This is a genomic window from Paraburkholderia phymatum STM815, assembly GCF_000020045.1.
Classification (GTDB): Bacteria; Pseudomonadota; Gammaproteobacteria; order Burkholderiales; family Burkholderiaceae; genus Paraburkholderia; species Paraburkholderia phymatum.
On sequence record NC_010622.1, the window covers coordinates 1,762,960 to 1,784,627 of the forward strand.

The following is a 21,668-nucleotide window of genomic DNA, read 5'->3' on the forward strand; positions in this document are numbered from 1 at the left end:
CGGATGTTCGCTGCAACGAACCACGCAGTACTAGATGCTAACAGCGCACTCAGGCTGCAACGGCGGCTTTCACCTGCTTGACGATCGCAGCAAAAGCAGCCTTGTCGAACACAGCCATGTCGGCCAGCACCTTGCGGTCGAGTTCGATCGACGCCTTCTTCAGGCCGTTGATGAACACGCTGTACGTCATGTCGTGCTGACGCACCGCCGCGTTGATACGCGTGATCCACAGTGCGCGGAACACACGCTTCTTGTTGCGGCGATCGCGGTAGGCATATTGGCCAGCGCGCATGACCGCCTGCTTGGCGATGCGATAGACGTTATTGCGGCGGCCGCGGTAACCCTTGGCCAGGTTGATGATTTTCTTGTGGCGGGCCCGTGCGGTAACCCCACGTTTGACTCGAGGCATGTTTCGCTCCTGTGAGTGTCGGTTAAGGGTTAGGCGAACGGCAGCATTGCGCGTACGGAGTTCAGATCGGAATCATGAACAGCCGTGGCGCCGCGCAGGTGACGCTTGTTCTTGGTGGTCTTCTTGGTAAGAATGTGGCGCTTGAAGGCTTGACCGCGCTTGACGGTACCGCCCGGACGAACCACGAAGCGCTTCGCAGCGCTCTTCTTGGTCTTCATCTTCGGCATGACAGACAACTCCATTATTTGATGGACATGGGTGTGCGGTTGGCTCAGAAAGCCCTCTCCCGCCCTTCGAAACCCACTCCACTTGGTATGCAGACGACCTAAGCTGCTGGCCGCTGCTTTTCGGGAACGGCACGCACAATACAAACCTTCGCATGCCGCTCCGAAACCTGCGTCGTACACGTCGCCTTCAAGACGACGCACACTGAAACTTTCCGACGAACGCCGCGCATGCTTGAGATGCACAGCGGGCGTCTGCTTACTTCTTTTTCTTCGGCGCCAGCACCATGATCATCTGGCGGCCTTCCATCTTCGGCATTTGCTCGACCTGACCGACTTCGTCCAAGTCGGTGCGCAGGCGTTCAAGCATGCGCATACCGATTTCCTGGTGAGCCATTTCGCGGCCACGGAAACGCAACGTGATCTTCGTCTTGTCGCCATCTTCGAGGAAGCGGACGAGATTGCGCAGCTTGACATTGTAGTCACCGTCATCCGTGCCCGGCCGGAACTTGACTTCCTTAACCTGGATGACCTTCTGCTTGAGCTTGGCCTCGTGCTGCTTCTTCGCTTCCTGGTACTTGAACTTGCCGTAGTCCATCAGGCGGCAGACAGGCGGAACCGCTTGCGGCGCGATTTCAACCAGATCCACGTCCTGCTGCTCCGACAGGCGGAAAGCTTCAGCGAGTTTTACGATGCCGAGCGGTTCGTTGTCGACTCCGACCAGACGCACTTCAGGTGCAGTAATTTCACCGTTTATGCGATGCGACGACTTATCAGTAGCGATGTTACGTTTCCTCTAAAAATTAAAAAAACGAGCCGCGCTGCCTGGGTGGCTTAGTTGAACGTCTGCACATCCTGGCGCAGACGCTCGCTGAAGGCATCAACGGGCATCACGCCCAGATCGATGCCGCCACGGGCACGCACGGCTACCGTTTGTGCATCACGCTCCTTGTCGCCGACAACCAGCAGATACGGGACCTTTTCGAGCGTGTGCTCGCGTATTTTATAGCTAATCTTCTCGTTGCGCAAATCGGCCTCCACTCTAACCCCTTGTTTTTGCAACGATTGAGCTAGAGATTGTGCGTATTCCGCCTGACTTTCCGCGATATTCATCACCACAACCTGCATCGGCGCCAGCCACGCAGGCATCGCACCGGCATGGTGCTCGATCAGAATGCCGAGGAAACGCTCCATTGATCCGACGATTGCACGATGCAGCATGATCGGCCTGCGACGGCTGTTGTCTTCCGCGACGAATTCGGCGCCGAGGCGCTCCGGCAGCACCATATCGAGCTGCAGCGTGCCGCACTGCCATGAACGGCCGAGCGCATCCTTGATGTGGTATTCCACCTTCGGCCCGTAGAACGCACCCTCGCCCGGCAATTCTTCCCACGTCACGCCACAGGCCGTCAGCGCGTCGCGCAGCCCCTGCTCGGCGCGATCCCAGATTTCGTCCGTGCCGGCACGCGCGTCCGGACGCAATGACAGCTTGATCTCCACGTTATCGAACCCGAAGTCCTTGTAGACGCTCATCGCCAGCGTGTTGAACGCGATCGACTCGCTGATGAACTGGTCTTCCGTACAGAAAATGTGCGCATCGTCCTGCACGAAGCCGCGCACGCGCATCAAACCATGCAGCGCGCCTGACGATTCGTTGCGATGGCAAGAACCGAACTCGGCATAACGCAGTGGCAGGTCGCGATACGAACGCAGGCCGTGATTGAACACCTGCACGTGACCCGGGCAGTTCATCGGCTTGATCGCGTAGTCGCGCTTTTCCGACTCCGTCGTGAACATGTTGTCACGATAGTTCTGCCAGTGACCCGATGCCTCCCACAGCGAGCGGTCCATGATCATCGGCGTCTTGATTTCGAGGTAGCCAGCCTCGTTCACGCGACGGCGCATGTACTGCTCGACCTGCTGCCACAGCGTCCAGCCGCGCGGATGCCAGAACACCATGCCCGGCGACTCGTCCTGCATGTGGAACAGGTCGAGTTGTTTGCCGAGCTTGCGGTGGTCGCGCTTTTCCGCCTCTTCGAGCATGTGCAGGTAGGCGTCCTGGTCTTCTTTCTTCGTCCACGCCGTGCCGTAAATACGCTGCAACTGCTCGTTCTTCGAGTCGCCGCGCCAATACGCGCCCGCGACCTTCATCAGCTTGAAGACCTTCAGCTTGCCCGTCGACGGCACGTGCGGGCCACGGCACAGATCGGTGAAGCCGCCATGCGAATACAGCTTGATGTCGTCGCTGGCGGGAATCGACTCGATGATCTCGGCCTTGTACTTTTCGCCAATGCTCTTGAAATAGTCGGCGGCCTCGTCGCGCGACACCACGCGGCGCGATACCGGCTCGTCCTTCTTTGCGAGCTCCTGCATGCGCTTTTCGATCTTCTCGAGATCCTCGGGCGTGAAGGGACGGCTGTACGAGAAGTCGTAATAGAAGCCGTTGTCGATCACCGGCCCGATCGTTACCTGCGCTTCGGGAAACAGATCCTTGACGGCGTACGCGAGCAGGTGCGCCGTCGAATGGCGAATGATGTCGAGGCCGTCGGCGTCCTTGTCCGTCACGATCGCAAGTGCGACGTCGTGATCGATCAGCGCGGACGTGTCCACCAGTTCACCGTCGATCTTGCCGCCGAGCGCCGCCTTCGCGAGACCGGGGCCGATCGAGGCCGCCACTTCGGCGACCGTCACGGGATGCTCGTATTGTCGAACAGAACCATCAGGCAGTCGTATCGAAACCATTGCGTTCTCCGTAATGCCGGCCGGCGGCACAGGCACCAAGACTTAAAGACAAAACCGGGACAAAAAAAATGCGGCCCCGCTTTCGAGGGGCCGCATTCACGTTTCTGCGTACTGCAAACACAAGGGCGAAAGTGGTCCTCGACTAGCGTCGCTCCGAAACAGTTCCGGTCAACGTTCGCGGTGTCATAACCATGTTCGCTTTGTTCGCCATTTGCGCCGAAGCGCTCATTGCAACTTGCGTTTGCGAAACCTCGGCAAACCGAAGTTTCGGATTCGTTGGTAGGCTCGATTGGACTCGAACCAACGACCCCCACCATGTCAAGGTGGTGCTCTAACCAGCTGAGCTACGAGCCTAGAGAAACGAGATTATATGGAGCATGGAGAAAGTTGGCAAGCGTTTTTATGCAGCGACATCAAAATTCTCTTGTGCCCACATCACGCAATTCGGCGACATCATTCACTTGCGCGTCGCTCTTACGACGCCCGCCACTTCTCCCAGCATCGCGCACGCACGCTGGATCTGCGCTGCACTCGACACCTCCACCGTGAACTGCATGAACGCCGCGTTGCGCCGCGACTGCGTCTTCACGCCGACAACGTTCATTTTCTCGCGCGCGAAGACTTCGGAGATGTCACGCAGCAGACCTTGCCTGTCAGTCGCTTCGATTGACAGATCGACGGGATAGACCGACCTGCCGCGTCCGCTCATCACGTCCGCTGACCACGCCGTTTGCAACACGCGCTCCGGTGCGCGCTCTGCCATGCGCAGGAACGTCGGGCAATCGCTTCGATGAATCGACATGCCCTTGCCGCGCGTGACGAAACCCGCAATGTCATCCGGCGGAGCCGGACGGCAGCAACGCGCCAGTTGGGTCAGCAACGCATCGACGCCGACCACGAGCACACCCGTCGACGCGCCATGCGCGACGCTCGCACCGCTGCTGCGCTTCTCGAACTGCTCCGGCGCTTCAACGGCGGGCTCGGCAGGCGGCGCGTCGCTGAGCGCCTGCTCGACCAGCCGCAGGCTGAACTCTTCCTTGCCGACGACCGAAAATAGATCGTCGGTGGACTTGAACCCAAGCTTCGCGGCCAGTTGATCGAGATTGACTGACGTCTTGCCCTCGCGCTGCAAGGTCTTTTCGACCATTGCCCGACCCGCTGCGATGTTCTCCTGCACCTCGACTGCGTTGAACCATGCGCGCACCTTCTGGCGCGCGCGATGGCTTTGCAGATAGCCAAGCTGCGGGTTGAGCCAGTCTCGCGACGGACCACCCTCTTTCACCGCGATGATCTCGACCGTCTGCCCGTTCTGCAGCGGCGTGTTCAGCGGCACCATCGCGCCGTCCACCCGCGCGCCGCGGCAACGATGCCCCAATTCGCTGTGCAGGTGATACGCAAAGTCGAGCGGCGTCGCGCCTTGCGGCAGCGGAATCACGCGAGCCTGCGGCGTGAGTGTATAAATGTGATCGTCGTCGAGCGTCGCCTGGCGAAGCTGCTCCCACGGCTTCACCGCGCCCTGTTCGCCCGGCTTGCCCTCGGATACGTCGTCTTTCCATGCAAGCAGCTGACGCAGCCACGCGATCTTCTCGTCGTACTTCTCGCTGGCACTGAACTGGCCGCCATAACCGCGCGTGCCCGCTTCCTTGTAGCGCCAGTGCGCCGCTACGCCGTATTCGGCGAACCGATGCATCTCCTGCGTGCGGATCTGCACTTCGAACGCACGGCCATCGTCACCGATCACCACCGTGTGCAGCGATTTGTAGCCATTCGGCTTGGGCCGCGAGATGTAGTCGTCGAATTCCCTCGGCACCGGCTGCCACAGGTTATGCACGATGCCGAGCACCGTGTAGCAATCCTTGATGTCCGGCACGATGACACGAAAAGCACGCACATCGTAGAGCTCGGAAAAATCGAGCTGCTTGCCGCGCATCTTCCGCCAGATGCTGTAAATGTGCTTGGGCCGACCGCTCACTTCGGCCTTGATATGCGCGGCGGCAAGCTCCCGCTGCAGCCGCGCGATTGCTTCGGCCACATAGGTCTCGCGTTCGACGCGCTTCTCGTCCAGCAGCTTCGCGATGCGCTTGTAGGTTTGCGGCTCTTCGAAGCGGAACGCGAGATCTTCCAGTTCCCACTTCAGTTGCCAGATACCGAGCCGGTTAGCGAGCGGTGCGTAAATGTCCAGCGTCTCGCGCGCGACGTCGGGCGAAGGCGTGATCTTCGCCGCGGCGTAATAGCGCAGCGACTGCAATCGTGAAGCGAGCCGGATCAGCACCACACGGATGTCCTGCGCAAAGGCAAGCAGCATCTTGCGCAGCGCCTCAACCTGCACGCGCCGCGCGGCCTGCGCGTCGCGACCTGCTTCGGGCATCGCGTTCTGCGCCGCGCGCATGCTCACGGTGCCGAGCCGCAACAGCTTGCGCACGTCGCTCACCAGTTGCGCGACTTCCTCGCCGAAGTTGTCGGCAATGGTCTGCTCCGGGTTCTGCAAATGCGGCGTCAGCGAGAACAGCGCTGCCGCCAGCACCGCAGGCGGATCGACGTTGAGCGTACGCATGATGGCCGCCGTGCCCGCCGCATGCTCGGCGAGCGGCTCGCCCGACGACAGGCGCGCCTCGCCCGCATGGTCGCGCACGAACGCGAGCGCGTCCTCGAAAGAAGGCGTCGGATTGGTAGCGGTCGTGGCGATGTCGGTGTTCATGATGCGGCGGCCGCGGCATGCGCGGACGGGTCAGTCTGATGCTTGAAGCGATTCGTGATTAGCTGCGCTGGGCGGCGACGACCACCACTTCGACGAGGCACTTGGGATTGGCGAGCTTCGCTTCGACGGTTGCGCGCGGCGGCGTGTTGCCTTGTGCGACCCATTCATCCCACACGGCGTTCATGCCGGCAAAGTGCACCATGTCCGAGATATAAATCTGCACCGACAGCAAATGCGCCTTGTCGCTATTGACTTCACCGAGCAGCCGGTCGATGTGGCCGAGCACTTCGCGCGTTTGACCGACGATGTCCTGGTCGGTGTCTTCGGCGATCTGGCCAGCCAGATACACCGTACCGTTGTGAACGGCGGTTTCCGAAAGGCGCTTGCCGACGTGATGACGAATGACTGCCATGAAATGTCCTGTCCGTTGAAAATGAAAGACGGCGACGCACGCGATGCGCGATGCGTAAAACCGCTCGGTCGAGACCGGTCAACGTCGCCGCGCCAATCTCATATTATGACGCGTCGGCGGCGTCCCCGAGAAAGAACCGTTTCGCGAGATCGATCTGATCGGCGGAAAGAAACGCAGGCGCATGGCCGACACCGGGGATTTCGACGGTGGACACATTGCGTCCCTTCTCGACCATCTGCGCAACGGTTTCACGCGACAGCAGGTCCGACTGCTCGCCGCGCACGACGAGCACGGGGCCTTCGATTGCCGCGAACGAGTGCCACAGCGCCGCCTCGCCCAGCGCCGCCAGTTCGGGCGTGGTCTGCCTGAACGGTTCCGCGATGCGCGGATCGTAGCGGAAGCGCCAGGCCCCGTCCTGCTCGTGCACCAGCGGTATGTTGATCTCGCGCCATTCGTCGGGCGTCAACGGGCCGAATGACTCGGCGAGCACCGCCGCGTGATCAATCGCCTCCTGCCGCGTGGCGAACGACACCGGCTGCCCAAGATAGCTGCCGATACGCTCGATCGACGCCGGCTCCACATGCGGCCCGACGTCGTTGACGATGATCTTGCGAATCGGCGAGTCTTTGAGTCCGGCGTAGGCCATACCGATCAGTCCGCCCATCGACGTGCCAAACCAGTCCACCGACTCCACGCCTAGCCGCGCAACTAGCGTGACCATGTCGCCGACATACTGCGGGATGCCGTAGTAAGCGGGGTTGGCAAGCCACGACGACAAGCCGCGACCGACCACGTCTGGACACACCACGCGATACACGGACGACAGCGCCGCCGCGAGCCGGTCGAAGTCGCGCCCCGAACGCGTGAGGCCATGCACGCAGACCAGCAGCCGCGGATTGTCCGGTGCGCCCCATTCGGTGTACGCAACGCGATGCAGACCCGCGGGACTCGCGCATTGCACATAGCGCTGGCGGGGCGCGACGGAGTCGACTGGAGGCGAAACGGAGACGGGCGTAGCGGTCATCAGGATTTCCCTCGATCGAACGATAGTTGCGCGAAAAGGCGCAAGGCACATGATCGATTCTAAACTGCTTCGCGTCGTGCGCTCATCGGTGCAACGGCATAGGACGAATGCACGAAACGTTAAAGAGGAGCGCCCAAAAGAAGAGCGGGCGCGACCTGCGTCGCGCCCGCTTTGCGGCAACCGCACCCGGCGCAAGACCGGGTGAGACCTTATTGCACGGCGCTCGTGTCGAGCGGCGCGCCCGTCTTCGCCCTGATCTCATCGACCGTGACGCCGTCAGCCAGTTCGACCAGCTTCAGGCCGCCGTCGACGACGTCGATCACACCGAGGTCGGTGATGATGCGATCGACCACGCCCACGCCCGTCAGCGGCAGCGTGCATTCTTCGAGGATCTTGTGCTGGTCGCCCTTCGCGACGTGCTCCATCAGCACGACGACTCTCTTCACGCCGGCAACGAGATCCATCGCGCCGCCCATGCCCTTGATCATCTTGCCGGGGATCATCCAGTTCGCCAGATCGCCCTTCTTGCTGATCTGCATCGCGCCCAGAATGGCAAGATTGATGTGGCCGCCGCGAATCATCGCGAACGAATCGGCCGACGAGAAAATCGACGAACCGGGCAGCGTCGTCACAGTCTGCTTGCCGGCGTTGATGAGGTCCGGGTCGACTTCGTCTTCATAGGGCGATGGGCCGATGCCGAGCAGGCCGTTTTCCGATTGCAGCCACACTTCCATGCCTGCGGGCACGTGGTTGGCGACGAGCGTCGGCAGGCCGATGCCGAGGTTCACGTAGAAGCCGTCTTGCAGTTCCTGCGCCGCGCGCGCGGCCATCTGGTCACGATTCCAAGCCATGGTTACTCTCCTTTCGCGCGGACGATGCGTTGTTCAATGCGTTTTTCCGGGTGGGCATTCAGCACGAGGCGCTGCACGAAGATGCCCGGCGTGTGGATCGCATCCGGATCGAGCTCGCCCGTCTCGACGATCTCTTCGACTTCCGCGACCGTGATCTTGCCGGCCATCGCGCACATCGGGTTGAAGTTGCGCGCCGTGCGGCGATAGATCAGGTTGCCCGACTTGTCGGCCTTCCATGCCTTGACGAGCGCGACGTCGGCCGTCAGCGAATGCTCGAGCACGTAATGGTTCTCGCCGAACTGGCGCGTTTCCTTGCCTTCCGCGATGACCGTGCCGAAGCCGGTGTTGGTGAAGAACGCCGGGATGCCCGAGCCGCCGGCGCGCAGCTTTTCGGCCAGCGTGCCTTGCGGCGTGAATTCCAGCTCGAGTTCGCCCGCCAGATACTGACGCTCGAACTCCTTGTTCTCACCGACGTACGACGAGATCATCTTCCTGATCTGGCGCGTTTCCAGCAGCAGGCCGAGGCCGAAGCCGTCGACACCCGCGTTATTGCTGATGCAGGTGATGCCCTTGACGCCCGAGTCGCGCAGGGCCGCGATCAGCGCCTCGGGAATGCCGCACAATCCAAAGCCGCCGACGGCGAACGTCTGGCCGTCCTTGACGATGCCTTCGAGCGCGGCTGCCGCGCTTGCGTAGACTTTATTCATCAGTGTGTCCCTTCCTTGATTGGATACCGAAATCCGGATCGATGCGACGCCGTTTCTTATTGGACTGGCGCGGCGGGGTTGGCCCGACATGCCATTCTAGTCATCTGCGGCGAACGGTGGCGTGATACGGACAAAGCTGCGTTCCGCCGTCCGCCACGTCCCATCCGGCGCGTCTGCGACGCATCTTGTGATGTGCCGAAAGCGTACGATGCGGCGGCCTTGCGGCACAATACGCAAAAATACATAAGTATTCGTACCGCATCCCTCGCCGATTACATGCCCGCTCTGGATTATCAAACCGCTTTTCACCTTGCGCCGATCGGCCTCGTGCTGGCGCGCGACCGGATCATCGAAGACTGCAACGAACAGCTTGCCGCGATTTTCGGCCGTACGCGCGAGTCGCTGCTCGGGCAGTCGTTCGCGGTGCTCTATCCATCGTCCGACGAGTTCGAGCGTATCGGCGAGCGCATACCGCCCATCATGACGGCGCAAGGCAGTTACGCCGACGACCGCATCATGAAGCGCGCGAACGGCGAACTCTTCTGGTGCCACGTGACGGGGCGCTCGCTCGATCTGTCGGTCCCGCATGCGGCGGGCGTCTGGACGTTCGAAGACTTGAGCGCCACGCGGCGCGTCGCGGTGGAGCTGACGCCGCGTGAACGCGAGATCGCCGCGCAACTGGTGACGGGAAAAACCAGCAAGCAGATTGGACGGATTCTCGACATCAGTTCGCGAACCGTCGACGTTTACCGCGCGCGCCTGATGCGCAAGTACGGCACGGGCAACGCGACGGAACTGCTGCAGCGTCTGCTCGGGAACTGACTTTCGTCTGGATGGGGCGCCCACGCTGAACCGCGGGCGCGCGTGGACTGTGAAGAGGCTCAGACCTTCACGAGTTGAGCGTGTTCGATCGTCGAGCGCAGCAGATCCGGCAGCGGCACTGATTTGCCAGCCGCGTAGTCGATCCACACGCATTTGGCGGAGCCGCGTGCATACAGCGTGTTCGGATCATCCGCGCGATACAGTTCGAAGCCCGTATCGAAGCTGCTGCGCCCCGGCGCGCCGACCGTCATGCGGCCGATTACATCGCCCGGATAGTGCAGTTGCTTCAGAAACTCCATCGATGCATTGACTATCACGGGCCCCTGCCCTTCGCCATTGCCGCCCGCGATGCCGAGCTGCTCGAACCAGGAAATCCGCACCTGCTCCATGTAGCGGAAATAGACCGTGTTGTTCACATGGCCGAACGCGTCCATATCGCCCCAGCGGATCGGCATAGACATCTCAAAAACGGGGTGGTAATCGCTCATTGCACTTCTACGGGTTGGATCAGGTTTGATTCGGGTGTGAAGAAAAAAAGGCACTGCAAAAGGAACTGCTTGTGTCACGCGTCCACGTCGCGGCGGCGACGGTGCAGTACGCAACCTGCCGCACCGGGCCGAGGTCGCGACCATCGCGCACGGGCGTCAATGATCGCGCGTTTCGCATGTTCGTGCTGCGAGTCGTGCGAAACGCGAGGCGCCCGTCACGACAGGCCGAAGCCGTCGTCGGCGGCAATCACCGAACCGTTGATGAACTGCGATTCGTCGGCGCAGAGCAGCAGCAACAGCCCATCGAGATCTTCCGGCTTGCCCACACGATGCCTCGGCAACATCGACACCAGCTTCTGCCCTTGCTCGGTCGACCAGTGATGGTGGTTGATCTCGGTATCGATATAGCCGGGGCAGATCGCGTTCACATTGATGCCGTGGCGGCCCCACTCCTGCGCCATCGCCTTCGTCATATGCACGACGGCCGCCTTGCTCATCGAATAGAGCCCGATCTGCGGCAGCACCCGCAAACCCGCCACCGATGCGATGTTGATGATCCGGTACGGCGGCTTGTTCGTTCCGCCGCCGCGCATGATCATCCGCTTGGCCACTTCCTGCGCGACGAAAAACGCGCCGCGTGTGTTCGTGTCGAACACGTATTCGAAATCGGCAGGCGTCACGTCCGTCAGCTTCTGCGTCGTCGACACACCCGAATTGTTGACCAGAATGTCGATTGTGCCCGCTTCCGTTTCGGCATGCGCAACGGCGGACTTGATGCTCTGATAGTCGGTCACGTCGAGAGAAACGACAGCCGCAGCGCCGCCCGACGCTTCGATCTCAGCGCGCAATTCCTTCAGGCGTTCGATACGTCGGCTTGCCAGCACGACCTTTGCGCCAGCCTGCGACAACACCATCGCAAACCGCTTGCCCAGTCCACTCGACGCGCCCGTAACCAGCGCCACCTTGCCTTCCAGATTGATCGAACGGCCCATTGTGTTTTTCCTTGGAACGTGGATGTGAAGGGGGCGATAAACCGGCGCGCCGCACGGGCATGGGTCAACCCCAATTCACAATAATAGAACGATCGTGCTAATCTTGCCTCATTGTGTTGCAGCGTAGGGATCGTTCAATGACAATACGATCCCGAAAAAAGCATTCTAACGGTAAGAGGAGCATCAATGACCCCCGCAAGTCTGATCGAGCAGTATGGCCCGCGCGAGTCGATGGAATATGACGTGGTGATCGTCGGCGGCGGCCCGGCGGGCCTGTCCGCGGCCATTCGCCTGAAGCAGCGCGCCGCCGAAAAGGGGGTCGAAATTGGCGTCTGCGTGCTCGAAAAGGGCTCGGAAGTCGGGGCGCACATCCTCTCGGGCGCGGTGATGGACCCGCGGGCGCTAAATGAACTGATTCCGGACTGGAAGGAAAAGGGTGCGCCGCTGGACGTCGAAGTGACGGAAGACCGCTTTCTGTTCCTGAATGAAACGGGCGCGAAATCGGTGCCGAACTGGGCATTGCCCGACAATTTCAAGAATCACGGCAACTACGTGATCAGCCTCGGGAATGTTACGCGCTGGCTGGGCCAGCAGGCCGAGGCGCTCGGCGTCGAAATCTTCCCCGGTTTCGCTGCGGCTGAGGTGCTGTACAACGACGACGGCTCGGTGAAGGGCGTCGCGACGGGCAACCTGGGCATTGGCAAAGACGGCGAGCCGACCGAAAACTTCCAGCTCGGCATGGAGCTGCACGCGAAGTACACGCTTTTCTGCGAAGGCGCGCGCGGGCATCTGGGACGCCAGCTGTCCGACAGGTTCCGGCTGCGCGACGGCGCCGATCCGCAGGTCTACGGGATCGGCATCAAGGAACTATGGGAAATCGATCCGGCGAAACACAAGCCGGGTCTGGTGATCCACACGGCCGGCTGGCCGCTCGATTCGCAGACCTACGGCGGCTCGTTCCTCTATCACATCGACAACAACCAGGTGATGGTGGGCTTCGTGGTGGGACTCGGCTATTCGAACCCGTACCTGTCGCCGTTCGAAGAGTTCCAGCGCTACAAGACGCATCCGGAAATCCGCAAGTTCCTCGAAGGCGGCAAGCGCGTGTCGTACGGAGCACGTGCGATTACGGCGGGCGGCCTGCTGTCGCTGCCGAAACTCGTGTTCCCGGGCGGCGCGCTGGTTGGCGACGACGCCGGTTTCCTGAACGCTTCGCGGATCAAGGGCTCGCACGCCGCAATCAAGACGGGCATGCTCGCCGCCGACGCCGCATTCGATGCCGTGCAAGCGGGACGCCAGAGCGACGAACTCGCGGCCTACCCCGAGTCGTTCAAGAGCTCGTGGCTGCACACCGAGCTCTATCGGGCGCGCAACTTCAAGCAGTGGATGAGCAAGGGCCTGTACCTTGGCACCTTGATGGTCGGCATCGAACAGAAGCTGATGGGCGGCAACGTGCCGTGGACGCTGCATCATCAGCACTGGGATCACGAAATGTTGAAGCCGGCGTCGCAGTGCAAGCCGATCGAGTATCCGAAGCCGGACGGCAAGCTGACATTCGACCGTCTGTCGTCGGTATTCATCTCGAACACCAACCACGAAGAGAACCAGCCCGCGCACCTGACGCTCAAGGACGCAAGCGTGCCCGTGAAGGTGAACCTGCAGACGTACGCCGGTCCGGAAAGCCGCTACTGCCCGGCTGCCGTTTACGAGTTCGTGAACAACGACGACGGCAGCGAACGGCTCGTCATCAATGCGCAGAACTGCGTGCACTGCAAGACCTGCGACATCAAGGATCCGACGCAGAATATCGTGTGGGTCACGCCTGAAGGCGGCGGCGGTCCGAACTATCCGAACATGTGAGTTCGACAAAAAACGCCGCTCGACGAGCGGCGTTTTTGCGTCATGGCGCGGTCAAACCACGGCTCACGCCACCAGTGCTTCGAGCCGCGCACGTACCTGTTCGAGCACCGGCCGCCACGCACCCACGGAGGGTTGACGAAACAGCTCGGCCGTCTGATACCAGGGCGTCCGCTCCGTCTCATCGCCCCAGAACCATGCCGAAACGCGGTCGAGCATGAGCCAGGTCGGCACACCGAGCGCGCCTGCCAGATGCGCCGGCCCGCTGTCGATGGTCACGAGCACATCGAGATTCATAAGCAACGCGGCCACGTCGTCGAAGCCTGCTTCAAACTGCGGCGTCAGGTCGATCACATCCCCACCCTGCGACCGCCACTGTCCGACCGTCTGCTCGCGCCCCGGCGAAACGGCAAAAAAGCTCACGCCGGGCACATCGAGCAACCGGGCGAACTCGTGAGCGCCGATCGAGCGGCGCCTGTCGCGGATGTGATCGGGATTGCCGTTCCACACGATGCCGACCTTGCGATTCTCCGCCGCCGTCGCGGCTGACACACGCTCGCGCCAGAGTTCGACGCGCGCCGGGTCGGCGCTGAGATACGGTCGCCCCCAGGTGGAAGGATCGTTGATGCCGAGCCGCAACGGCAGGCTCATCAGACCGCAGTGAAAGTCGGGCTTCGTGCGGAGGCTCGTTTCAATCGCGATGCCGTCGGGCAGCATGCGTTCGAACAGCTGTTGCATCGCCCCTGCGTAGCCAAACACCACGCGGCCGCCTTCGCGCTGCGCGCGTTCGGCCAGCAGCGGCAGAAAGCGTACGGCCCACAGGCAGTCGCCATTGCCCTGCTCGCCATAGACGACGAGCGTCTTGCCCGTCAGCGATTCGCCGCGCCAGTTCGCGCTGATGGCAGCCAGCGCATCTTTAGCGGCGTTCGCATCGTGCGCGAAGGCTACACGCGCTTCGTAGTCGAGCCAGCCCTGCGCGTAGCGTCCCGCACGCACTTCGAGTTCCGACAGATCAAACAGCGCGTGCGCGTTGTTCGGGGTCATTTCCAGCACGCGATGCAGCAGCGCTTCCGCTTCCCCGAAGCGGCCCTGTTCCTTGATGCACAACGCGAGCTTGTGCAACACGATGTGATTGCCGGGCGCGGCGCGCGCGGCCTCATGAAGCAGGCGCTGCGCTTCGGCGAAATCGTCGCGTGCCTCAACGGCGGCCGCGCGCCAGACGAGAGCGTTCGCGTCATTCGCGTCACGCGTCAGCAACAGCGCTGTGGAGGATTCGACGAGCGGCCAGTCGCGCAAAATGAAAGCCGTCTGTGCGACGTTGTGCAACAGGCGGGGATCGCAATTCGCGTCCAGCCGGTAAGCCCGCACGAGTGCGTCGACGGCCTCGCGCAAACCGGCTCTGTCGCCATTCGCATGGTGGAGCAGCGCGTTGCCGAGCGCGACCCAGTCGGCCGCGACGGCGTCAGGCAAAGCCGTACGCGCCCGCAGGGGCTCGAGCGGGTCGGCCATTGTGAGATCGTTATCGCGCATGTTGACGCCCGTCAGAAACCGTCAAGCCTGCCGGATCGAGCCGGCGTTACGGCGCGCTGGCGGCGATCTTCGGCGTACCGACCACCACGTCGCCGCATTGCGCGCGGTGCCGCAACGCATGGTCGATCAGCACGAGGGCGAGCATGGCTTCGGCGATCGGCGTGGCACGAATGCCGACACAGGGGTCGTGGCGGCCGAACGTTTCGACGACGGCGGGCTGCCCGTTCTTGTCGATCGAGCGGCGCGGCGTGCGGATGCTCGACGTCGGCTTGATCGCGATCGAGACCGTGATGTCCTGCCCCGTCGAAATACCGCCGAGCACGCCGCCCGCGTGATTGCCGACGAAGCCTTCCGGCGTCAGCTCGTCACCATGCACGGAGCCGCGCTGCGCCACGCTCGCGAATCCCGCGCCGATTTCGACGCCCTTCACCGCGTTGATGCCCATCATTGCATGCGCGATGTCGGCGTCGAGGCGGTCGAACAGCGGCTCACCAAGTCCGACGGGCACGCCCGACGCAACCACGTTGATGCGCGCGCCGATCGAATCGCCGTCCTTGCGCAACGCGTCCATGTACGCTTCGAGTTGCGGCACGACATCCGCGTTCGGCACGAAGAACGGGTTCTCGCGCACGAACTGCCAGTCGATGAACGGCACGTCGATCTCGCCGAGCGCCGCCATGTAGCCGCGAATCTCCGTGCCGAACTTCTCGCGCAGCCACTTCTTCGCGACTGCGCCCGCTGCCACCGTCGGCGCCGTCAGGCGCGCGGACGAACGGCCGCCGCCGCGATAGTCGCGTATGCCGAATTTCTGCCAGTAGGTGTAGTCGGCGTGGCCGGGGCGGAACGTGTCGGCGATATTGCCGTAGTCCTTGCTGCGCTGGTCCGTATTGCGGATCAGCAGTGCAATCGGCGCGCCCGTCGTCTTGCCCTCGAAGACGCCGGAGAGAATCTCGACCTTGTCTTCTTCCTGGCGCTGCGTCACATGGCGCGACGTGCCCGGCTTGCGGCGGTCGAGTTCAAGCTGGATGTCGGCTTCGGCGAGCGACATACCCGGTGGGCAGCCGTCGATTACACAGCCGATAGCCGGGCCGTGCGATTCGCCGAAGGTCGTGACGGTGAAGAGCGTACCGAGGGTATTGCCGGACATGAGCGTCGTCCAAAGAAATGCGGGGAGAGCGATATTATGCCAGTCCCGACGCGCTGCCGTAGCGCGCAGCGGTCCGTCCAGTGGGATAGGACAAATGGACGAGTGTTGCACCTGCGCGAAGACGATCTTTCAAGCGTCTGCGACGTCCACGATCACTTTCGCGCGCCGCGCAGTTCCGTCACGATCTGCTGCAGGCGTTCCGGCGTCGCGTCAGCCGGTTCGAGCGGCTCGCCGACAGCCAGCGTCAGCCGGCTCATCACGCCCTTGTGAATCGGCCGCGGAAAGCGCGCATCCAGGCTGCGTGACCAGACGCTGCCCCACAGGCCGCGTAGCGCAATCGGCACGACGGTCACGGGCTGGCGCCGCAAAATTTCCGTGACGCCGTGCCGAAACGGATTCATGTCACCCGTTTTGGTCAGCTTGCCTTCGGGAAAAATACAGACGAGATCGCCCTCTTCGAGCACTTTCGCGCAGGCTTCGTAGGCACGCGCCAGCAGTGCGGGGTCTTCGTGCGCGGGCGCAATCGGAATGGCCTTGGCGTGTCTGAACAACCAGCCGACGAAGGGCGTTCGGAATATCCGGTGATCCATCACGAAGCGGATCGGCCGCGGGCTTTCGGCCATGATGACGATGGCATCGACATAGCTCACGTGATTGCACACGAGCACGGCTGCCCCCTCACGCGGAATGCGCTCTGCGTGAACGAGGCGAATCCGGTAGAACGTGTGCACGAGCAGCCACGCGACGAAGCGCAACAGGAACTCGGGCACGAGCGAATAGATGTAGATCGCAACAACCACGTTGAGCAGCGCCGTCACGAGGAACAGCCCAGCAATGCCCACGCCCGCCGACGTCAGCGCAACGGCCATCAGCGCCGACACGATCATGAATAGTGAGTTGAGGATATTGTTCGCCGCGATGATCCGCGCGCGATGGCTCGGCTGGCTGCGGCTCTGGATCAGCGCGTAGAGCGGCACGCTGTAGAAGCCGCCGAACATCGCCAGCAGGAACAGATCGGCGAGCACGCGCCAATGCGCGGGCAGCATCATGAATTCGCCCACCGTCAGCAAATGCCCGGCGGCAGGCAACGCGTGGCTCGCGAAGAACAGGTCGATCGCGAATGCGCTGATGCCGATCGAGCCAAGCGGCACCAGGCCAATCTCGATGCGCTTCTTCGACAGCCGCTCGCACAGCAGCGAGCCCGTGCCGATGCCGATCGAAAACGTCGCGAGCAGCACGGTGACCACGTCGGGATTCGCGGACAGCACGTCCTTCGCAAAGCGGAAGAACGACGACAGAAACGTCGCGCCGACGAACCACAACCAGGAAATCCCGAGCAGACTCAGAAAGACCGTCCGGTTCTGGCGTGCGAGTTTCAGATTGCGCCAGGTTTCGCTAATCGGATTCCAGTTGATGCGCAGTTCCGGTTGAGACGGCGTCGACGGCGGCACGAAGCTCGACGCGACACGTCCTATCACCGCGATCGCGACGCAGCCGAACGCCAGAATCGCTGCGCCATGCACGTCCGAGCCGGCCGCCGCGCCACCCATGATCGTGCCCAGCAAAATCGCGACGAAGGTGCCCATCTCGACCATGCCGTTGCCGCCGACCAGTTCCGACTGCTCCAGATGCTGCGGGAGATAGGCGTACTTGACGGGGCCGAACACCGTCGAATGGACGCCCATCAGGAACGTACACAGGTACAGCAGCACGGCATTGTGCAGCCAGAATCCCGCGCCGCCCACCAGCATCACGGCGATCTCGAAAGTCTTCACGAAGCGTGTGAGCATCGACTTGTCGTACTTGTCGGCAATCTGACCGGAGGTAGCCGAGAACAGGACGAACGGCAGAATGAAGATCGCGGAAATCAGAAACGCTGCGGTGTCCGCATGGACGCCGGCGAAGCGCGCGGCCTGATACGTGACAAGCGACGTGAAGCCGATCTTGAACACGTTGTCGTTCATCGCGCCGAGAAACTGCGTCCAGAAGAAGGGCGCGAAACGGCGCTCGCGCAACAGACGGAACTGCGAGCCGTGCTCGCGCGCGCCGCGCTTTGCGCGTTGGACGGTGGATAACGGACGATCGCTCATGAAGTGGTCGATGGAGGGCAAGGTTCGCCCGGTTTCACAGCCGCTTTGCCCGAACGGCGGACACAAAAAAGCGCGCGGATCACGCGCGCTTCAGGATGATGCAGGCATGCGAGAGTGCCATGTCAGCAGGCTTCGCACCGACGCGGCGCCGTGCTCTTCAGCGCGACGGCTGCTCCTGCTGCGGCTCGTCTTCGGCGGGCCAGTCGCGGATGTACGCCTTCAGCATCCGGTTTTCGAAGCCCTGCTCTTCGACGACGGCCTTCGCGACGTCGTAGAACGAAATCACCCCCATGAGCTTGCGGCTTTCCATGACGGGCAGATAACGCACGTGATGCTCGAGCATCATGCGGCGCACTTCATTGACGTCCGTTTCCGGCGTGCAGGTGAGCGGGTGATCGTCCATGATCTTGCGGATCGTGGTGCTGCCGACACTCCCGCCGTTACGGCTTAGCACCAGGATAATCTCGCGGAACGTCAGCATGCCGACGAGGTCGCCATACTCCATGACGACCAGCGAGCCGATATCGTGTTCGGCCATCGTCGTGACGGCTTCGTTGACTTCCGTATCGGGCGTGACCGTGAAAAGCGTATTGCCCTTGACCTTGAGAATGTCGCTGACGCGCATGATTCGTCTCCTGTCGACGGAAGCCGGCATTGCGCCGCCCGCTCCCGCCCCATACATAGTTGTCGACGGGCGTCAGCGCGGTGGCGCCCTACCCCGGTCCCGTGCAACGTGGTTGCGGATGAAGCCTTCAGAAGCATGAAAAGGCATGACTGACTTTCGATCCTAGCGGAAAGGTCTGCAAAAAGGAAGCGGACGCCCCCGCCGACAGCGCGCCAGCGCACGTCCGGCGGGCGGGACGCACGGGCCTGCCCGCGGCTGCGGCAAACCTGCCGTGCACCGCATCCGCGCATGTAGGCACGCGGCCGCACTTCGGGCGACAACCGAGTGGTTCGCGCGCGGCACGGTGATACGATGGCCTCCACGCTCACCTTCGCCGGGCTGTCGAGGCCCGGCCGCCCACGATGCCCGCCAACCGTTTCGACACACTCGCGCTGCACGCGGGCGCCGCCCCCGATCCTGCAACGGGCGCGCGCGCGACGCCCATCTACCAGACCACCTCGTTCACGTTCCGCGATACCGACCACGCTGCCGCACTCTTCAACATGGAACGCGCCGGCCACGTCTATTCGCGGATCTCGAACCCGACCGTCGCCGTGTTCGAAGAGCGCGTCGCCGCGCTCGAAAACGGCGCGGGCGCGATCGGCACGGCAAGCGGCCAGGCCGCGCTGCATCTGGCGATTGCGACGCTGATGGGCGCGGGCTCGCATATCGTCGCGTCGAGCGCGCTGTATGGCGGCTCGCACAATCTGCTCAACTACACGCTGCGGCGCTTCGGTATCGAGACGACCTTCGTCAAACCCGGCGACATTGACGCATGGCGCGCGGCGCTGCGCCCGAACACGAAGCTCCTGTTCGGCGAGACGCTCGGCAATCCCGGCCTCGATGTGCTCGATAGCGAGACAGTCGCCCAGATCGCGCACGACCACCGCGTGCCGCTGCTGGTCGATTCCACTTTCACCACGCCGTACCTGCTCAAGCCGTTCGACCACGGCGCCGACTTCGTCTACCACTCCGCGACCAAATTCCTCGGCGGTCACGGCACGACGATCGGCGGCGTGCTCGTCGACGGCGGCACCTTCGACTTCGAAGCGTCCGGGCGCTTCCCCGAACTCACCGAGCCCTATGAGGGCTTTCACGGCATGGTGTTCGCCGAGGAAAGCACCGTCGCGCCGTTCCTGTTGCGCGCCCGGCGCGAAGGACTCCGCGACTTCGGCGCGTGCCTGCATCCGCAAGCCGCGTGGCAGCTGCTTCAGGGCGTCGAGACGCTGCCGCTACGCATGGAACGCCATGTCGCGAATACGCGCAAGGTGGTCGAATTCCTCGCCGCGCATGCCGCCGTCGAATCGGTCGCGTACCCGGAGCTGCCGACGCACCCCGATCACGCGCTCGCCCAGCGCCTGCTGCCGCGCGGCGCAGGCGCCGTGTTCAGTTTCGATCTGCGCGGGGACCGTGCCGCCGGCCGCGCGTTCATCGAAGCGCTGTCGCTGTTCTCGCATCTCGCGAATGTCGGCGATGCGCGCTCGCTCGTCATTCATCCTGCATCGACGACGCACTTTCGCATGGATGCCGCCGCGCTCGCCATGGCGGGCATCGCGGAAGGCACCATACGGCTGTCGATCGGCCTCGAAGACCCGGACGACCTGATCGACGATCTCAAGCGCGCGCTCAAGGCCGCGCAAAAATCCGGCGAGCGTTCCACGCCGTCACCCGCCGCCCCGCGCAAGGAGTCCGCATGATCGTGGACGTCAACGGCAAATCCGCCTATGTCTATACGGGCGGCAAGGCGTTCGACGCCGCGTTGCCCACCGCCGTCTTCATTCATGGCGCCGAGCATGATCACAGCGTCTGGGCGTTGCAGACACGCTACTTCGCGCATCACGGCTTCGGCGTGCTGGCCGTCGACCTGCCCGGCCACCATCGCAGCGCCGGCCCCGCGTTGAAAACCATCGGCGACATGGCCGACTGGCTGGCTGCCCTGCTCGATGCCCTGGGCGTGTCACGCGCATTCGTCGCCGGGCACAGCATGGGCTCGCTGGTTGCGCTCGACTTCGCGGCCCGTTACCCGTCGCGCGCGACCCATCTTGCGCTGGTCGCGACAGCCGTGCCGATGGCCGTCTCCGACGCGCTGCTCGATGCCGCCCGCGAACGCGAGCCGGATGCGATCGCGATGGTCAACGCGTGGTCGCATTCGACCTTCGCCGCCAAGCCGTCCTGCCCCGCGCCTGGCTTCTGGCTGCACGGCATGAACGCCCGCCTGATGCAGCGCGTCTCGGCGACAGGAGAGCCGTTGCTCTTCCACACCGATTTCAACGCCTGCAACACCTACACGGACGGCCTCGCGCGCGCTGCGCAAGTGACGTGTGCCACGCGCCTGCTCGTCGGCAAGCGCGACATGATGACGCCGCCGCGCGCTGCCAAAGCACTCGCCGACGCGCTGCGCGCTGCGAACGTGCCCGTCGACACCGTCACGCTCGACGCCGGCCACGCGCTGATGTCCGAGCAGCCCGACGGCACGCTCGACGTGCTCTTCGCGTTTGCAACGGCAAGCACGGCCGGCCGGCCGCAACCCGCACAATAACCGTCCTGAGCAGCGCCTGCCATTGGCCGAATGGCCAGCTTGCACGCATCTGACGATAGCAGCAGAATGAATCGATATGTATGCGGTTCGGGCCACGGGCGTTCCCCGGCCGTTCAGCAGGTACGCAGTGGAGGCGATCATGAGCCATCAGACAACGCACGACGAACACTTCGCGAACTTTTCGCAGTTCTATCCCTACTATCTGAGCGAGCATCGCAACACCGTGTCGCGGCGGCTGCATTTCATCGGATCGCTGGGCGTGATCGGCTGCGCCGCGATGGCGCTCGCGACGGGCGACTGGCTGTGGCTGCCGGCCGCCGTGGTGTGCGGCTACGGTTTTGCGTGGGTCGGCCATTTCATCTTCGAGAAGAACCGGCCCGCAACCTTCCGGCATCCCATTTACAGCCTGATGGGCGACTGGGTGATGTTCAAGGACATCTGCACGGGGCGCATTTCGCTTTAGTGCGCATCG

General features: G+C 62.9%; 20 protein-coding genes and 1 tRNA gene. 5 read left to right on the forward strand and 16 right to left on the reverse strand.

Annotation, left to right across the window (positions count from 1 at the left end):
* Nucleotides 1–49: 49 nt before the first annotated feature.
* The 10 genes from rplT to BPHY_RS07975 all read right to left on the reverse strand — a co-directional run bounded on the left by rplT (nt 50) and on the right by BPHY_RS07975 (nt 9,067).
* Nucleotides 50–409 (reverse strand): 50S ribosomal protein L20, encoded by a 360-nt coding sequence (rplT, locus tag BPHY_RS07930; RefSeq protein ID WP_004192938.1) that lies wholly within the window; start codon nt 407–409, stop codon nt 50–52.
* A gap of 29 nt (nt 410–438) precedes the next feature.
* Nucleotides 439–636: a 50S ribosomal protein L35 gene (rpmI, locus tag BPHY_RS07935; protein ID WP_004191477.1), complete on the reverse strand. Its 198-nt coding sequence runs from the start codon at nt 634–636 to the stop codon at nt 439–441.
* 256 nt (nt 637–892) lie between these two features.
* Nucleotides 893–1,417, reverse strand: a complete 525-nt coding sequence (gene infC, locus BPHY_RS07940) for a translation initiation factor IF-3 (RefSeq protein ID WP_081767593.1) — start codon at nt 1,415–1,417, stop codon at nt 893–895.
* Between the two features lie 50 nt (nt 1,418–1,467).
* Nucleotides 1,468–3,375: a threonine--tRNA ligase gene (gene thrS, locus BPHY_RS07945; RefSeq protein ID WP_012400950.1), complete on the reverse strand. Its 1,908-nt coding sequence runs from the start codon at nt 3,373–3,375 to the stop codon at nt 1,468–1,470.
* A gap of 277 nt (nt 3,376–3,652) precedes the next feature.
* A tRNA-Val gene (locus BPHY_RS07950) sits at nt 3,653–3,729 on the reverse strand.
* Between the two features lie 103 nt (nt 3,730–3,832).
* Entirely contained in the window at nt 3,833–6,073 is a 2,241-nt protein-coding gene (locus BPHY_RS07955) for a RelA/SpoT family protein (protein ID WP_012400951.1), read from the reverse strand.
* 58 nt (nt 6,074–6,131) lie between these two features.
* Complete coding sequence (locus tag BPHY_RS07960; protein WP_012400952.1) at nt 6,132–6,485, reverse strand: RidA family protein; 354 nt, start codon at nt 6,483–6,485, stop codon at nt 6,132–6,134.
* A gap of 103 nt (nt 6,486–6,588) precedes the next feature.
* Nucleotides 6,589–7,509, reverse strand: coding sequence for an alpha/beta fold hydrolase (locus BPHY_RS07965; RefSeq protein WP_012400953.1), 921 nt, complete (start codon nt 7,507–7,509; stop codon nt 6,589–6,591).
* Between the two features lie 209 nt (nt 7,510–7,718).
* Complete coding sequence (locus BPHY_RS07970; protein WP_012400954.1) at nt 7,719–8,360, reverse strand: CoA transferase subunit B; 642 nt, start codon at nt 8,358–8,360, stop codon at nt 7,719–7,721.
* 2 nt (nt 8,361–8,362) lie between these two features.
* Nucleotides 8,363–9,067: a CoA transferase subunit A gene (locus BPHY_RS07975; protein WP_012400955.1), complete on the reverse strand. Its 705-nt coding sequence runs from the start codon at nt 9,065–9,067 to the stop codon at nt 8,363–8,365.
* Between the two features lie 276 nt (nt 9,068–9,343).
* On the opposite strand from BPHY_RS07975, the gene BPHY_RS07980 reads away from it, so the two are divergent.
* The gene (locus BPHY_RS07980; RefSeq protein WP_012400956.1) at nt 9,344–9,889 is read left to right on the forward strand and encodes a PAS and helix-turn-helix domain-containing protein; all 546 of its coding nucleotides are present in this window, start codon (nt 9,344–9,346) and stop codon (nt 9,887–9,889) included.
* A 59-nt stretch (nt 9,890–9,948) separates the two neighbouring features.
* Here the strand turns inward: BPHY_RS07980 and BPHY_RS07985 are convergent, their stop codons facing one another.
* Entirely contained in the window at nt 9,949–10,377 is a 429-nt protein-coding gene (locus BPHY_RS07985; protein WP_012400957.1) for an acyl-CoA thioesterase, read from the reverse strand.
* A 215-nt stretch (nt 10,378–10,592) separates the two neighbouring features.
* Nucleotides 10,593–11,369: an SDR family oxidoreductase gene (locus BPHY_RS07990; RefSeq protein ID WP_012400958.1), complete on the reverse strand. Its 777-nt coding sequence runs from the start codon at nt 11,367–11,369 to the stop codon at nt 10,593–10,595.
* Nucleotides 11,370–11,555: 186 nt separating this feature from the next.
* Between BPHY_RS07990 and BPHY_RS07995 the strand changes: the two genes are divergently transcribed.
* Complete coding sequence (locus BPHY_RS07995) at nt 11,556–13,229, forward strand: electron transfer flavoprotein-ubiquinone oxidoreductase (protein ID WP_012400959.1); 1,674 nt, start codon at nt 11,556–11,558, stop codon at nt 13,227–13,229.
* Nucleotides 13,230–13,292: 63 nt separating this feature from the next.
* Here BPHY_RS07995 and BPHY_RS08000 read toward each other — a convergent pair whose 3' ends face one another.
* The 4 genes from BPHY_RS08000 to BPHY_RS08015 all read right to left on the reverse strand — a co-directional run bounded on the left by BPHY_RS08000 (nt 13,293) and on the right by BPHY_RS08015 (nt 18,618).
* Nucleotides 13,293–14,756, reverse strand: a complete 1,464-nt coding sequence (locus BPHY_RS08000) for a tetratricopeptide repeat protein (RefSeq protein ID WP_012400960.1) — start codon at nt 14,754–14,756, stop codon at nt 13,293–13,295.
* A 46-nt stretch (nt 14,757–14,802) separates the two neighbouring features.
* Nucleotides 14,803–15,903, reverse strand: a complete 1,101-nt coding sequence (gene aroC / locus BPHY_RS08005) for a chorismate synthase (RefSeq protein WP_012400961.1) — start codon at nt 15,901–15,903, stop codon at nt 14,803–14,805.
* 152 nt (nt 15,904–16,055) lie between these two features.
* Nucleotides 16,056–17,993, reverse strand: a complete 1,938-nt coding sequence (locus BPHY_RS08010) for an MFS transporter (protein ID WP_012400962.1) — start codon at nt 17,991–17,993, stop codon at nt 16,056–16,058.
* 157 nt (nt 17,994–18,150) lie between these two features.
* Nucleotides 18,151–18,618 (reverse strand): CBS domain-containing protein, encoded by a 468-nt coding sequence (locus BPHY_RS08015; protein ID WP_041763446.1) that lies wholly within the window; start codon nt 18,616–18,618, stop codon nt 18,151–18,153.
* Nucleotides 18,619–19,019: 401 nt separating this feature from the next.
* Here BPHY_RS08015 and BPHY_RS08020 point away from each other — a divergent pair, with 401 nt between their 5' ends.
* The 3 genes from BPHY_RS08020 to BPHY_RS08030 all read left to right on the forward strand — a co-directional run bounded on the left by BPHY_RS08020 (nt 19,020) and on the right by BPHY_RS08030 (nt 21,659).
* Nucleotides 19,020–20,354, forward strand: coding sequence for an O-acetylhomoserine aminocarboxypropyltransferase (locus BPHY_RS08020; protein ID WP_012400964.1), 1,335 nt, complete (start codon nt 19,020–19,022; stop codon nt 20,352–20,354).
* On the forward strand, nt 20,351–21,196 hold the full coding sequence (locus BPHY_RS08025; protein WP_012400965.1) for an alpha/beta fold hydrolase: 846 nt from the start codon (nt 20,351–20,353) through the stop codon (nt 21,194–21,196). The genes BPHY_RS08020 and BPHY_RS08025 overlap by 4 nt, the downstream gene beginning before the upstream one ends.
* A gap of 139 nt (nt 21,197–21,335) precedes the next feature.
* Nucleotides 21,336–21,659: an Mpo1-like protein gene (locus BPHY_RS08030; protein WP_012400966.1), complete on the forward strand. Its 324-nt coding sequence runs from the start codon at nt 21,336–21,338 to the stop codon at nt 21,657–21,659.
* Nucleotides 21,660–21,668: the final 9 nt, after the last annotated feature.

Coding starts and splice junctions, on each gene's coding strand:
- BPHY_RS07955 (WP_012400951.1), bottom strand. CDS start 6,073: ATGAACACCGACATCGCCACGACCGCTACCAATCCGACGCCTTCTTTC.
- BPHY_RS07985 (WP_012400957.1), bottom strand. CDS start 10,377: ATGAGCGATTACCACCCCGTTTTTGAGATGTCTATGCCGATCCGCTGG.
- BPHY_RS07975 (WP_012400955.1), bottom strand. CDS start 9,067: ATGAATAAAGTCTACGCAAGCGCGGCAGCCGCGCTCGAAGGCATCGTC.
- BPHY_RS08010 (WP_012400962.1), bottom strand. CDS start 17,993: ATGAGCGATCGTCCGTTATCCACCGTCCAACGCGCAAAGCGCGGCGCG.
- BPHY_RS07970 (WP_012400954.1), bottom strand. CDS start 8,360: ATGGCTTGGAATCGTGACCAGATGGCCGCGCGCGCGGCGCAGGAACTG.
- BPHY_RS08015 (WP_041763446.1), bottom strand. CDS start 18,618: ATGCGCGTCAGCGACATTCTCAAGGTCAAGGGCAATACGCTTTTCACG.
- BPHY_RS08025 (WP_012400965.1), top strand. CDS start 20,351: ATGATCGTGGACGTCAACGGCAAATCCGCCTATGTCTATACGGGCGGC.
- BPHY_RS07990 (WP_012400958.1), bottom strand. CDS start 11,369: ATGGGCCGTTCGATCAATCTGGAAGGCAAGGTGGCGCTGGTTACGGGC.
- aroC (WP_012400961.1), bottom strand. CDS start 15,903: ATGTCCGGCAATACCCTCGGTACGCTCTTCACCGTCACGACCTTCGGC.
- BPHY_RS08000 (WP_012400960.1), bottom strand. CDS start 14,756: ATGCGCGATAACGATCTCACAATGGCCGACCCGCTCGAGCCCCTGCGG.
- BPHY_RS07995 (WP_012400959.1), top strand. CDS start 11,556: ATGACCCCCGCAAGTCTGATCGAGCAGTATGGCCCGCGCGAGTCGATG.
- BPHY_RS07960 (WP_012400952.1), bottom strand. CDS start 6,485: ATGGCAGTCATTCGTCATCACGTCGGCAAGCGCCTTTCGGAAACCGCC.
- thrS (WP_012400950.1), bottom strand. CDS start 3,375: ATGGTTTCGATACGACTGCCTGATGGTTCTGTTCGACAATACGAGCAT.
- BPHY_RS08020 (WP_012400964.1), top strand. CDS start 19,020: ATGCCCGCCAACCGTTTCGACACACTCGCGCTGCACGCGGGCGCCGCC.
- rplT (WP_004192938.1), bottom strand. CDS start 409: ATGCCTCGAGTCAAACGTGGGGTTACCGCACGGGCCCGCCACAAGAAA.
- BPHY_RS08030 (WP_012400966.1), top strand. CDS start 21,336: ATGAGCCATCAGACAACGCACGACGAACACTTCGCGAACTTTTCGCAG.
- BPHY_RS07980 (WP_012400956.1), top strand. CDS start 9,344: ATGCCCGCTCTGGATTATCAAACCGCTTTTCACCTTGCGCCGATCGGC.
- BPHY_RS07965 (WP_012400953.1), bottom strand. CDS start 7,509: ATGACCGCTACGCCCGTCTCCGTTTCGCCTCCAGTCGACTCCGTCGCG.
- rpmI (WP_004191477.1), bottom strand. CDS start 636: ATGCCGAAGATGAAGACCAAGAAGAGCGCTGCGAAGCGCTTCGTGGTT.